Below are 13,515 nucleotides of genomic sequence, written 5' to 3'. Positions count from 1 at the left end.
CTCAAAACATTGCGGCTCCAAAATGCCATTTTTGAGCCGCATTATTTTTTATACTTCAGCGGGAGATGAACAACTTTTTTTGTCTCAAAAAAGTCTTCTTCAAAAAATTCGGGTAGGTTATAAGTCACTGCTTTAGGATAATCTGCCAGTTCTTCAGTAAGGTCTCCTCCTTTTAGATAAAGAATTCCGTTCTTTAGTTCATGCTTACTTTCTTTAGCGATTTTTCCGGTAGTCCAGTGAATAAAAGTGGGCATCGCTGCCACAGCCCGACTTACAATAAAATCGTAATGGCCCGGCACCTCTTCAACTCTTGCATTTGTGGTATGAACATTTTTTAAATTCAATTCATCTACAACTTCATTAACCACCTTGATCTTTTTACCTATACTATCTACAAGGTGAAAATTTGTTTGTGGATAAAGGATGGCCAGTGGAATCCCGGGAAATCCTCCACCTGTACCAACATCAAGAATTGAAGCTCCTGGTAAAAATTTTTGCACCTTAGCTATACCCATGGAATGAAGTACATGGCGTAAATAGAGTTCATCTATATCTTTTCGGGAAACAACATTTATTTTGAGATTCCAATCCTCATAAAGTCCCTGTAGCTCAGAAAATTTCTTCTTTTGATCTTTCGTGAGGTCGGGAAAATATTTTTCGATTAACTCCAAATTTTTTGACTTTTTGGCAAAAGTAATTAATTTTAAGCAGTTAATTATGAGTTGAAGACCTTTCAAAGAATATTAATCCTTTACCTTTGTAGCTTATTTTTAGTTTAAAATGAATACATCTACAGTACGTTTTTCCCGCACAGATTCAGCAAAGTTCTTTCGGACCCTCAACAGCAGGGTCAATAATTACTTTAAAGAAAATAATCTTTCAAAAACCGGAAACTGGAAACTGCATTTTAAAGCGGTTGTCATGTTTTCACTTTTCTTAACTCCATATTTTCTTATTCTTACTCTTGATATATCTCAATGGTGGATGTTGTTACTTACCTTTGTAATGGGTATAGGAATGGCAGGAGTAGGAATGAATATCATGCACGACGGGAACCATGGTTCTTATTCCTCTAAAAAGTGGGTGAACAAACTCATGGGAGGAACTATATATGTTCTTGCCGGTAATGTATATAACTGGCAGGTTCAGCACAACGTATTACATCACACCTACACCAATATCCACGGCCATGACGAGGATTTGGATGCTGGTAGGATTATTCGCTTCAGCAAACATGCAAAATGGCATAACTTTCACAGGTTTCAACAGTACTACTCAATTTTTTTATACGGATTGCTCACCTTCAACTGGGCCCTGACTACAGATTTTAAGCAGACCAAAAGATACCTCGCCAAAAAACTCTCCTACGGAAAAATGCCGAACCCTGTAAAGCAATGGAGTATAATAGCCATTACTAAGCTCATTTACGTTTCCATATGGATAGTCATCCCGATGCTGATTTTATCCATCGCATGGTGGAAGATCCTAATTGGCTTTTTTATCATGCATTATACTGCAGGATTAATTTTGAGTGTTGTATTTCAGCTGGCCCACGTAGTCGAAAAAACCGATATGCCTCTCCCCGATGACACAGGATCAATGAAAAATACCTGGGCGATTCATCAACTGTTTACTACTGTCAATTTTGCGACCAAAAATAAACTGGTAAATTGGTTCACCGGCGGACTTAATCACCAGGTGGAACATCATATTTTCCCGAATATTAGCCATATTCATTACAACGACCTTTCAAAAATTGTCAAGCAAACAGCAAAGGAATGTCAGTTGCCTTACCACGAATATAAAACAACCCGGGCTGCCATTGCAGCACATTTTCGCCATCTGCGTGAAATGGGCATGAAGCCAGCCATTCAAGCATAACTCTATCAACCATTTTTCACATGTACCACTTATCTGACCGTATTAACAACATGTCTACCTCTCAAACCCTGGCCATGGCGGCCAAGACAAGAGAATTAAAGGCAGAAGGAAAAGACATTATAGGCCTTAGCCTGGGAGAACCAGATTTTAATACTCCCGATTTTATTAAAGATGCGGCCATCCAGGCCATAAACGATGACTATAATTCCTATACTCCTGTTGATGGTTATGTGGAATTAAAAGATGCCATTATTCAAAAATTTAAAAGAGATAATGGCTTAACGTATGATCGTTCACAAATCGTCGTTTCAACCGGCGCAAAACAATCTTTGGCCAATATTGCCATGGTAATGTTGAATCCGGGGGATGAGGTAATTTTACCTTGCCCTTACTGGGTAAGTTATGCCGAAATTGTCAAGCTTGCCCAAGGAGTTCCCGTTGAAGTTCCTACCTCTGTAGAATCTGACTTTAAGATGACACCTCAGCAGCTGGAAGCCGCCATCACTCCTAAGACAAGAATGTTGTGGTACAGCTCCCCTTCCAATCCCAGCGGAATGGTTTACAGCAAGGAAGAGCTTCGTGCCCTGGCCGATGTCCTGGTAAAACATCCCGACATCATAGTTGTAAGTGACGAAATCTACGAACACATTAATTTTATTGGAGGACATGCTTCAATGGCTCAATTTGAAGACATGTATGATCGCGTGGTCACAGTGAACGGAGTTTCAAAAGCATTTGCCATGACTGGTTGGAGGATTGGTTACATAGGCGCTCCTACTGAAATTGCCCGTGCCTGCAATAAAATGCAGGGCCAGATTACCAGCGGTGCGAATTGTATAGCCCAGCGTGCTGTAATTACAGCACTGGAAGCTCCTGTAAGTAAGATCCAGTATATGATCGACAGGTTCAAAAGTAGAAAATCATTAATTATTGGTTTAATGTCCCAGATCAAAGGATTTGCAATTACCGAACCCGAAGGTGCTTTTTATGTTTTTCCAGACGTCTCTTATTTCTTCGGAAAAACCATCAACGGCTATGAGATCAAAGACGCTACAGATTTTTCCATGTTCCTCTTGGAAAGAGCATTAGTAGCCACAGTGACGGGAGATGCGTTTGGCAGCCCAAATTGTATTCGCTTTTCTTATGCCGCCAGTGAATCTGAAATAGAAGAAGCAATGAAGCGCATCAAAAATGCCATTTCTGAAGGTTAATTGCTAAAAAATAATTTTATACTAAATCCCTGTTCATAAGAACGGGGATTTTTTTATATCCCTTCTGAAACCAAAGAACTGAAGATCACCCCTCAAAAATGGCATTGAAGAGAAGTATTTTTTCTGAATACTGAAGCCTTCTGGAAGCTGAACTCTGAGCATTGACATCTTTACCTACCTGTTTCTCCAGAAGAAAGGTGTAAGGAGGATAAGGACTGTGAATAATTCAAGTCTTCCTATTAGCATTAGGAAAGAACACCACCACTTACCTTGAGGAGGAAGAGAATCAAAGTTGTTCACCGGCCCCAGGTCTCCAAAAGCAGGACCAATATTGCCAAGAGCAGAAGCAGCACCTCCTATGGCGGTTTCAAAATCCAGCCCCATGGAGGCCAGCACTATTGCACCAATGATAAATGAAAGCATGTACAGGATAAAAAATCCAAGAATATTGAAGACAATCTTTTTACTAATGCTTTTTCCGTTGTAATGCACCGGGAGTACAGCATTAGGATGTAGCGTTCTTTTAAACTCTATTAGACCATTTCTTATCATGATCACATGTCGCATTACTTTTACACCACCTGCCGTTGATCCCGCCGAACCACCCAGAAAGAATAATCCAAAGAAAAAGACGGTCAAAAAGGTTGTCCACATGGTATAATCTGCCGTGACAAAACCGGTAGTGGTGACAATCGCAAGCACCTGAAACAACCCATGTCTTACCGCACTTTCAAATTCTCCCAAAACCATTGGGTGCTCTATCGAGGAGATTGAGGGATCGGCTTTAAAGAAAATGATAAGTGCAGCAATAGTAGTGAAGCCTAGAATAAAATATGAATACCATTTAAATTCTTCATCTTTAAACACTTTGCTGAAATTCCCTTTAAACCCAAAATAACTTATCACAAAGTTAGTTCCGGCAAGGAACATGAAAAGAATAACAATATACTGCACCAGTGGATTGTCATTCCAATATGCAAGACTGGCATTTTTAGTAGAAAATCCACCAGTGGAAAGGGTACTTAGTGAATGATTTACAGCATCAAAAAGTCCCATCCCGGCAATGTATAAGAGGATAGTTTCAGCAAAGGTAAGCCCTACGTAAATGAACCATAATCTTTTTGCCGTATCGGTAATTCGTGGCTTCAGTTTATCGGCACTTGGACCCGGAGCTTCAGCAGCAAATAACTGCATTCCTCCAATTCCTAACAGCGGGAGAATCGCAATAGCTAGAACAATAATTCCCATTCCTCCAATCCAATGCGTAAGGCTTCGCCAGAAGAGAAGGCCTTTTGGAACGGATTCGATATCGTTCAAAATGGAGGCTCCGGTGGTGGTGTAGCCGGACATAGTTTCAAAAAAGGCATTTGTAAAAGACGGAATACCCCCACTTAAAACATAGGGAAGTGTTCCACTAAGCGCCATGAAGATCCAGCCCAAAGTTACAATGAGATACCCATCTCTTTTCTTAACCTCCTTTTTATGACCTCTGGTAAGGAGCATCCCCGCCCCCCCTATTACCATTGTAATTAAAGCTGCGGCAAGAATGTCCTGAGTTACGCCATCATCATAATAAAAACTAACCCCTGCAGCCGTGAGCATAAAGCCTCCGTTGCAAACCAGGAGTACTCCCATAATATGACTAATGATGGGCTTGTTAAGTCTGGGCATTACAGGAATAATTTTTCAACCTTGTGTATAGCATGCGGCAAGCAACAAATTACAATTCTGTCACCTGGAATTATCTTGAAGTTCCCCAGCGCAATCACTCCTATTCCATCTCTTATTGCCCCTCCAATAATAGCTGATCTTGGAAATTCCAGGTCAATTATTTTTTTGTTGGCCACCTTTGAAGTTGGTTTTACGATAAATTCAAGTAACTCAGCATCCATGTTGCTCAAACGAGTCATGGCAACGACCTCCCCTTTTCTTATATATCTAAAAATATTACTGGCCGCAAGTAGCTTCTTATTTATAAGGGTGTCAATTCCAATGGAATGGCTTAATTGAAAATAATCCATATTTTCAACCAGGGCAATTGTTCGCTTTACATTTTTAGATTTGGCAACAAGACAGGTCATGATATTAGTCTCAGAATTTCCTGTTACCGCAATGAATGCATCCATATCCTGAATACTTTCTTCATCAAGTAATTCCACATTACGACCGTCTCCATGGATGATTAAGGCTTTTGGAAGCTCATCGGCAAGATCAAAGGCAGTATCTTTATCGCTCTCTATAAGCTTAACGTTCATTTTCTTTTTACAAAGGTCCATTGAGGCTTTGCGACCAATCTTGCTTCCACCAAGGATCATAACATTTTTCATGTTCTGGCGCTTCTTTCCGGTAAGCTTATAGAGATCATTTACTCCTCCCTTCGTAGTTACAAAATAAACCTGGTCTCCTTCTTTGAAGGTGGTATTTCCACGGGGGATGTGAGTTTCAACTGTATCTTTCCTTCGCATCGCGATTGGCATAAAATGAATGCCCGGGAAAATCTTTGCAGTTTCTTTAACTGACTTTCCAAGAAAGGCCGCTGATTCTGAAAGAGTAAGTCCCACCATGGTTAGAGCTCCTTCTTCAAATTCATAGCTATCGTTAAATGCAGATTGATTCAATAGTAATTCAATCTCACGCGCGGCCAAAGCTTCGGGTGAAATTAATTCATCAATTCCAAACTGGGTAAAACCTATCTCTTCCTTATTTTCCAGAAACTCTGTATTGGCAATCCTGGCAATAGTCCGTTTTGCTCCCAATTGTTTGGCCAAAACACACACCGTTATATTTGTGGTTTCACTACTGGTAACCCCTATAAGTAAGTCAACATCCTTTACCTGCGCGTCTTTTAAAACTGCAATAGATGTTGCGTCTCCCCTTAAAGTACGTATGTCCAGGTGGGCATCGGCATAAATAAGGTTCTCCCTGTTATTATCAATCAGGGTAATATCCTGTGATTCATATGATAATAATTTAGCTAAATGGAATCCTACCTCACCGGCACCGGCAATGATTATTTTCATAAGGAACGAGTAAGTTCAAGAGGAACAAAGTTAAGGCATTTACCTCTATCAAAACAAAATACCATTTAAGTATTTGGTTTACAGCCCCGGCATTTGGTAGATAAACTTGTATCTTTGGCGAAAATTTTTCGCATGAGCAAGAAGGTCACACCCTACAAAGATTCCACACTTAACAAGAAGAAGCAGGTAGAACAAATGTTTGATACCATTTCCACCAACTATGATGGTCTCAACAGGGTGATCTCTTTTGGAATTGATGTTAAGTGGCGTAAGAAAGTGGTGAAAATGGTATCGGCAACCAGTCCCGACGCCGTTCTGGATATTGCAACCGGGACAGGAGACCTGGCAATTAGCCTTGCAAAAACAGGAGCTAAAGAGATTGTTGGTCTGGACCTTTCAGAAGGTATGCTTGCAGTAGGAAGAAAAAAAATTGAGGAAGAGAACCTAACCGGGAGAATAGAAATGATCCAGGGAGATTCTGAAGCTTTACCTTTTGAAGATAATAAGTTTGACGCAATTACTGTTGCTTTTGGAGTGCGCAATTTTGAGAATCTGGGAAAAGGGCTATCAGAAATTCTGAGGGTTTTAAAACCGGGTGGTATTTTTGTCATTTTAGAGACTTCTGTTCCTGCTAAATTTCCGTTTAAACAGGGATATCATTTCTACACGAAAAACCTTCTTCCCGTGATTGGAAAGTTGTTTTCGAAAGACAAAGTAGCTTACAGCTACCTAAGTGAAAGTGCGGCAGCTTTCCCCTATGGAGAAGAATTAAACAATATTTTGAGAAAAATCGGGTTTATAGATGTACAACATAAACCTCAAACTATGGGAGTGGCGACAATTTATTCGGCATCAAAATAAACTTATGAAGAAGTACCTAATCCTGACTCTTATTGTCCTTGGCACCATCCCGGCACATGCACAAATTTTTTCGGGTGAAGATGTCATTAATAATGCTAATGTTGATATGCAGCGCTTTTCCTGGGGGTATTTTCTTGGGTTCAATACCTACGATTTTGATTTCGACTATAAGAGCTATGTACCCAGTCCGGCTAAAGGCAAGGATTTTGCAGTAGACAGAACCATTGGGTTTAATGTAGGTTTAATTGGGAATATGCGGTTAAGTGACCATCTGGATCTGCGTTTGGAACCGGGAGTCGCTTTTAACAGAATCAATTTTCAATTTACTAAGGCAGATGCGGGGACATTTAGAGAGATTAACTCAACATTTGTACATATTCCACTTTTATTGAAGTTCTCTACCACCCGGGTGAAGAATTTCAAACCATTTGTTGTAGGAGGTGTATCCACCTCTATTAATCTTTCCAGTAACGAGAATAATCCTGAGCAAATTGAAGAAGGAACTTTCAGGATGACCACCAATAACTATTACTATGAAATTGGATTTGGAATCGATCTCTACCTGTATTACTTCAAATTCACACCTTCAGTAAGAGGGGTTTTTGCTATAAATGATGAATTGATTAGAGACGAAGACCCAAACAGCTTCTATACAGGTAACGTGGAAAAAATGTCTTCCCGCGGGGTATTTGTAAATTTTACCTTTCAGTAAAATTTCTTCTGCTGAATTCACTTAGAAAAATTGCAGCCGCAGAGGCTACATTTAGACTTTCAGTTTGATGTATTTTTCCGAATTGAGGAATAACCAGCTTTTTAGAAATAAGTTTTTCCATTTGTGGTGAAATTCCGTTGGCTTCGTTACCTAAAACAATAATGCCTTCCGCAGAAAGGGATTCTGAATATACATTCTTACCATCCAAAAATGTGCCGTAGACCGGAAGTTTTTCTTTGCCAGCAGCGAGATACTCAGATACTTCAAGATAATGGATCTTCACCCTTGATATTGATCCCATTGTAGCCTGTACTACTTTTGGATTGTAGCAATCTACAGTTTCCCGGGAACAAATCAAATCCTCTACCCCAAACCAGTCACAAAGCCGAATAATTGTACCTAGATTCCCCGGATCCTGCACTTCGTCCAGCACCACCTGCAAACCCTTTATTTCCGGCTGGACAACTTCAGGTATATGAAAAAGAGCCAAAGCAGTTTGTGGAGTGTGTAGATTACTTATCTTTTTAAGATCGGCTTCAGAAATGAGATTAGTTTTTTCTTCCGAAGTCTTGAAAATATCTTCAATTGTGTAAACAGAATGTAGATCAAGTGAAGAATTAAGCAGCTCAGAAATACCTTTTCTCCCCTCTATTATAAACAACCCGTGTTTGTTCCTGAACTTTTTTTGAGACAGGCTTTTTATAAGTTTAATTTGGCTTTTGCTAAACATACCAAAGTTGTATTTTTGAGCACATTAAACAGACTACTTGAAACATTTGCAGGCAAAAATATCATTAATTCTTTTAATTGCTTTTTTTCTTTATTCCTGCAATGCTGTAAAAAGAGTTGAAGATGATCAAAGACTACTAACAGAGAATACTATTTATGTAGATGGTGAGGAAATTTCTTCGAGCACCATCTACAATCAGCTCTACCAGGAACCAAACAATTCTTTTTTGGGCCTTCCTCTACAGCTGTACCTATATAACCTTGCGAATCCAAATCCCGACACAACATACTTAAACTGGCTTCAGGAAAAACCAGCACGAGCAGAAAGACTAGCGGATATTTTTTCAGACAAACAGGTAGTACGGCTGGGAAATATCTATGTCAATCTCAATGAATGGCTAAAGGAAACAGGGGAACCACCTGCAATAATAAATGAAGCCCAGGCCGAAAGATCGGCAGAAAGACTAAAAACATGGTACTGGAACAATGGCTGGTTTAATGCCCAGACGGATTATGAAATTATTCCTACTAAAAGAAAAAGAGCCAAAGTTAATTATTTTGTCACTCCCAATGAACCTTATATTGTAGATTCTATAACTACGCGAATAGCATCTATTGTAGCAGATTCCATATACGAAGCTCACCAGGAAAATTCACTTATAATTCCGGGAACGCAATATAAAACACAGGATTATGGTGCCGAAAGAGAGCGATTAACTCAGCTCTACCGCAATAATGGTCTGTTCCATTTCGAGCAGGAGTATATTAGCTTTGAGACCGACACAGTAAACACAGATCATAAAGTAAATACGGCCTTAATTATCCAAAATCGCGAAGCAACAGTTGACGGGGTGCAAACGAGAATTCCTTATAAGGTGCATAAAATAAGCAAGGTCAATATTTTTCCCGATTACAGGTATGAGTACAGGAATGAACCTGTAACAGATACTGCCACTAATGAAGGTTATAATCTATACGGTTTTGATGAATTGCAGTTTAAACCAGGTGCTCTCACCAATGCGATCTTCATTACCCCGGGCACAACATATTCAGATGCTGCCAGAACTCTCACCTACAACCGACTTAACCAACTAAGGACCTTTAGGTATCCTAATATCCAGTATATGGAAGATCCTTCAGACACCACTGGCACTGATCTTATCGCGAACATTTTTCTAACTCCCCGCCAAAAATACTCTCTAGGGTTTGAATTTGACATTTCTCAGAGTAACATTCAGAAAATCGGAATTGGCTTTGGAGGCTCTCTCTTAATCCGAAATGTTTTTGGAGGTGCCGAAATTCTGGAGATTGGAGGTCGTGGAAGTATAGGCTCTTCCAAGGATGTCGCAAATGATGCCGATCGCTTCTTTGATATTACAGAAATTGGAGTAGACGTAGATCTTACCCTGCCGCGCATTTTATTTCCGTTTTCAACAGAAAGGTTTATTCCCAAGTACATGTATCCTTTTACCACCCTTAGTGTAGGTGCCAGTACGCAGACCAACATTGGACTTGACAAACAAAGTTTTACCGCGGTAATGAATTATCGTTGGCTACCAAATGAAAATCTTACACTGCTCATGGATCCCGTAAATATCCAATATGTGAGGAATTTAAATGTAGACAACTACTTCAATGTGTACCGCAACTCTTATCTTGAAATTAACGAAGTTGCGACTTCGGAAAATATTAATGCTCCTGCACAATTTTTTACCACCAATGAACAGGGAGAGCGGTTTCTTCAAATTCCCGAAGGTGCCGACGGATTTTTAAGAGCTTCCCGACTGGGAGAGGTTGGTGGATTAACCGGAAGTCAGACCGAAATATTAAACGATCTAAGAGAAAGAAAAAACCGGCTAACCGAAGACAATCTTATATACGCAACAAACTTCTCTTATATCCTCAACAAGAAGGAAAATATTTATGATGAGGATTTCTCACGAATCAGGGTAAAATTAGAAGCAGCCGGCCATTTTCTTTCAGCTGTTTCAAAACTATCCGGCATAGACAAAGATGAAACCGGAAGGTACAGCATCTTTGGAGTCAACTTCTCGCAGTATTTAAAAACTGAAATTGATTACATAAAGCACTGGGATTTGGGCGGAGACAAGGTTATCGCTATTCGCACTTTTGGAGGGATTGCCGTTCCCTATGGAAACTCCAACAGTATTCCCTTTATTAGATCTTTCTTTGCAGGTGGACCCAATGACAACCGGGCCTGGCAACCTTATTCTCTTGGTCCCGGGAGTAGTGGTGGGCGTAATGAATTTAATGAGGCTAATATGAAAATCGCTCTTAGTGCCGAATACCGGTTTAAACTTCTGGGAGATCTTAATGGAGCTGTCTTTGCAGATGCAGGAAATATTTGGAATGTATTTGATATCGTAGAAGAAGAAGCATCTACCTTTACAAGCCTCTCCGATCTTGAAGAACTTGCTCTGGGAACAGGTATTGGATTTCGTTACGATTTTAATTTTTTCGTTCTAAGGTTTGATATTGGATTTAAGACCTATAATCCTGCTCTTGAATCTGGAAACAGATGGTTTAGAGGTTACAATCTTTCCGAAGCAGTATTCAATGTAGGGATCAATTATCCTTTCTAACCCGACAATTTTTCTTATTTTTGTTAACCAAAAATCATATTTATGAGTCATAATATTAAACCCGGAGTTGCCACTGGAAAAGAGGTTCAGGAAATTTTCAAATATGCAAAGAAAAAAAGTTTCGCTCTTCCTGCTGTCAACGTTATAGGTTCAAGTACTATTAATGCCGTACTTGAAACAGCAGCCGAATTAAATTCCCCTGTTATTATACAATTCTCTAATGGAGGAGCACAATTTAATGCCGGTAAAGGCCTTAAAAATAAAGATGAAAAAGCAGCCATAGCAGGAGCTATTGCCGGTGCGAAACATGTTCACGAACTGGCAGAAGCTTACGGTGCAACCGTTATCCTTCACACAGATCATTGTGCAAAGAAACTTACAGGATGGGTGGACGGAATGCTTGATGCTAGTGAAAAGCATTTCGAACAATTTGGAAAGCCACTTTTTAGCTCCCACATGCTGGACCTTTCTGAAGAGTCGCTTGAAGAGAATATCCAGACTTGTAAACAATACCTGGAGAGAATGAGCAAAATGGGCATGACTCTGGAAATTGAATTGGGAGTGACAGGTGGAGAAGAAGACGGTGTGGATAACACAGATATCGATTCTTCAAAACTCTATACTCAGCCCGATGAAGTTGCCTATGCTTATGAAGAGCTAAGCAAAGTGAGTGATCAATTTACTATTGCTGCCGCCTTCGGAAATGTGCACGGAGTGTATAAGCCCGGAAATGTAAAACTTACTCCTGTAATTCTTAAAAATTCCCAGGACTTTATTTCTGAAAAATACGGCGTTGGCAAGAACACAATTGACTTTGTCTTTCACGGAGGTAGTGGATCTACAGTAGAAGAAATTAGAGAAGCAATTGAATATGGGGTGATCAAAATGAATATCGACACCGATCTTCAATATGCCTATCTTGAAGGAATCCGAGATTATATGAATGAAAAAGGAGATTACCTGAAAGCTCAGATTGGTAACCCCGAAAGTGCCGATTCTCCAAATAAAAAACATTACGATCCAAGAAAATGGGTACGTGAAGGAGAACTGACTTTTAAGAAGCGTCTGAAAAAAGCGTTTGAAGACCTTAATAATATTAATACGCTGTAATAAAATTAATTAAAGAGATGGCCTGGAAAAATCCCGGGCCATCACTTTTTAATCTCATTCACCATGGCTTGGTTTAGAAGAACACAAAAGGGAATACAAACTGCAACCGAAGATAAGAAAGATGTTCCAAAAGGATTATGGTATAAGTCTCCTACCGGAAAGATCATTGATGCTGAGCAGCTTGAAAAAAATTTCTATGTGAGTCCCGAAGACGGTTACCACGTAAGAATTGGAAGTAATGAATACTTCAAGATCCTTTTTGACGAAAATAACTACACAGAACTGGATAAAAATCTCAGTTCACGTGATCCTCTCGAATTTGAGGACACAAAGAAATATACCGACAGGTTAGCAGATGCCCAGGCAAAAACAGGTCTTAAGGATGCAGTACGCACGGCCGTTGGAAAATCAAAAGGAAACGATCTTGTGGTAGCTTGTATGGACTTCACTTTTATTGGTGGCTCTATGGGTTCTGTGGTAGGGGAAAAAATTTCCAGAGCAGCAGATTATGCCCTGGAACATAAGATCCCACTTATGGTAATCTCAAAATCTGGAGGAGCAAGAATGATGGAAGCAGCTCTTTCATTAATGCAGTTGGCAAAAACTTCGGCAAAACTTGCGCAACTGGCTGACGCCAAAATTCCTTATATCTCCCTGTGTACAGATCCCACAACTGGTGGTACCACTGCATCTTTTGCTATGCTGGGTGATATCAATATTGCCGAACCGGGAGCCTTGATCGGGTTTGCAGGTCCAAGGGTTGTAAAGGATACAACCGGAAAAGATCTTCCGGACGATTTTCAGACATCTGAATTTCTTCTGGAGCATGGATTTCTTGACTTTATCACAAAAAGATCAGAGCTTAAAAACAGGGTTAACAAGTACATTGATCTTATCCAAAACAAACCAATAAGAGCTTAAAAATGTCATTTCTGACTGACCTTCAGAAAATTAAAAATTTACACAGCTAATATTTTATAATATCTTATATTTGCGCCCTGGCAGAAAAGCTGTCAATACATAAAAATCATTAAAATTAATATTGGAATGTATTTAACTAAAGACGCAAAAGAAGAACTTTTTGCAAAACACGGTAAAGGAAAGAACGACACAGGTTCTGCCGAAGGGCAAATCGCCTTGTTCACTCACCGTATTGAACATTTGACTCAGCACTTAAAGAACAATCGTCAGGATTTTAATACAGAGCGGTCACTGGTAAAATTAGTAGGTAAGAGAAGAAGCCTGCTGGATTATTTAATGAAGAAAGATATCTTGAGATATCGTGCGATCGTTAAAGAATTAGGATTAAGAAAATAATTAAAAAGGGGCTCTTGCGGCCCCTTTTTTTATGTCATTTCTTCTTAAACAGAGTTTTTATAAAAAATTAA

General features: G+C 39.6%; 12 protein-coding genes. 8 read left to right on the top strand and 4 right to left on the bottom strand.

Going from position 1 to position 13,515, the window contains the following annotated elements; translation table 11 throughout:
• Window positions 1-41: 41 nt before the first annotated feature.
• Entirely contained in the window at window positions 42-671 is a 630-nt protein-coding gene (gene rsmG / locus H148_RS0113185) for a 16S rRNA (guanine(527)-N(7))-methyltransferase RsmG (RefSeq protein WP_029035219.1), read from the bottom strand.
• A gap of 109 nt (window positions 672-780) precedes the next feature.
• Between rsmG and H148_RS0113180 the strand changes: the two genes are divergently transcribed.
• On the top strand, window positions 781-1,881 hold the full coding sequence (locus H148_RS0113180; protein WP_029035218.1) for a fatty acid desaturase family protein: 1,101 nt from the start codon (window positions 781-783) through the stop codon (window positions 1,879-1,881).
• A gap of 20 nt (window positions 1,882-1,901) precedes the next feature.
• Window positions 1,902-3,092: a pyridoxal phosphate-dependent aminotransferase gene (locus H148_RS0113175; protein WP_029035217.1), complete on the top strand. Its 1,191-nt coding sequence runs from the start codon at window positions 1,902-1,904 to the stop codon at window positions 3,090-3,092.
• 174 nt (window positions 3,093-3,266) lie between these two features.
• Here the strand turns inward: H148_RS0113175 and H148_RS0113170 are convergent, their stop codons facing one another.
• On the bottom strand, window positions 3,267-4,763 hold the full coding sequence (locus tag H148_RS0113170) for a TrkH family potassium uptake protein (protein ID WP_029035216.1): 1,497 nt from the start codon (window positions 4,761-4,763) through the stop codon (window positions 3,267-3,269).
• Window positions 4,763-6,112, bottom strand: coding sequence for a Trk system potassium transporter TrkA (gene trkA, locus H148_RS0113165; RefSeq protein WP_029035215.1), 1,350 nt, complete (start codon window positions 6,110-6,112; stop codon window positions 4,763-4,765). The genes H148_RS0113170 and trkA overlap by 1 nt, the downstream gene beginning before the upstream one ends.
• A gap of 132 nt (window positions 6,113-6,244) precedes the next feature.
• On the opposite strand from trkA, the gene ubiE reads away from it, so the two are divergent.
• Both ubiE and porT read left to right on the top strand, forming a co-directional pair.
• Complete coding sequence (gene ubiE / locus H148_RS0113160) at window positions 6,245-6,973, top strand: bifunctional demethylmenaquinone methyltransferase/2-methoxy-6-polyprenyl-1,4-benzoquinol methylase UbiE (protein ID WP_029035214.1); 729 nt, start codon at window positions 6,245-6,247, stop codon at window positions 6,971-6,973.
• Between the two features lie 4 nt (window positions 6,974-6,977).
• Window positions 6,978-7,685 (top strand): type IX secretion/gliding motility protein PorT/SprT, encoded by a 708-nt coding sequence (gene porT, locus H148_RS0113155; RefSeq protein ID WP_029035213.1) that lies wholly within the window; start codon window positions 6,978-6,980, stop codon window positions 7,683-7,685.
• Here the strand turns inward: porT and H148_RS0113150 are convergent.
• Window positions 7,672-8,415, bottom strand: a complete 744-nt coding sequence (locus H148_RS0113150; protein WP_029035212.1) for a TrmH family RNA methyltransferase — start codon at window positions 8,413-8,415, stop codon at window positions 7,672-7,674. The two genes, porT and H148_RS0113150, sit on opposite strands and share 14 nt — an antisense overlap.
• A gap of 37 nt (window positions 8,416-8,452) precedes the next feature.
• On the opposite strand from H148_RS0113150, the gene tamL reads away from it, so the two are divergent.
• From tamL to rpsO, 4 genes are all read left to right on the top strand, one after another.
• Complete coding sequence (gene tamL / locus H148_RS0113145) at window positions 8,453-11,017, top strand: translocation and assembly module lipoprotein TamL (RefSeq protein ID WP_029035211.1); 2,565 nt, start codon at window positions 8,453-8,455, stop codon at window positions 11,015-11,017.
• Between the two features lie 42 nt (window positions 11,018-11,059).
• Window positions 11,060-12,127 (top strand): class II fructose-bisphosphate aldolase, encoded by a 1,068-nt coding sequence (gene fbaA, locus H148_RS0113140; RefSeq protein ID WP_029035210.1) that lies wholly within the window; start codon window positions 11,060-11,062, stop codon window positions 12,125-12,127.
• A 63-nt stretch (window positions 12,128-12,190) separates the two neighbouring features.
• The gene (gene accD, locus H148_RS0113135; protein ID WP_029035209.1) at window positions 12,191-13,048 is read left to right on the top strand and encodes an acetyl-CoA carboxylase, carboxyltransferase subunit beta; all 858 of its coding nucleotides are present in this window, start codon (window positions 12,191-12,193) and stop codon (window positions 13,046-13,048) included.
• 126 nt (window positions 13,049-13,174) lie between these two features.
• Window positions 13,175-13,444: a 30S ribosomal protein S15 gene (rpsO, locus tag H148_RS0113130; RefSeq protein WP_029035208.1), complete on the top strand. Its 270-nt coding sequence runs from the start codon at window positions 13,175-13,177 to the stop codon at window positions 13,442-13,444.
• Window positions 13,445-13,515: the final 71 nt, after the last annotated feature.

It is taken from the genome of Salinimicrobium terrae DSM 17865 (assembly GCF_000424665.1).
GTDB classification, from domain to species: Bacteria; Bacteroidota; Bacteroidia; order Flavobacteriales; family Flavobacteriaceae; genus Salinimicrobium; species Salinimicrobium terrae.
The sequence above is the reverse complement of the archived record's forward strand: the minus strand, read 5'-3'. Positions and strand labels throughout refer to the sequence as shown.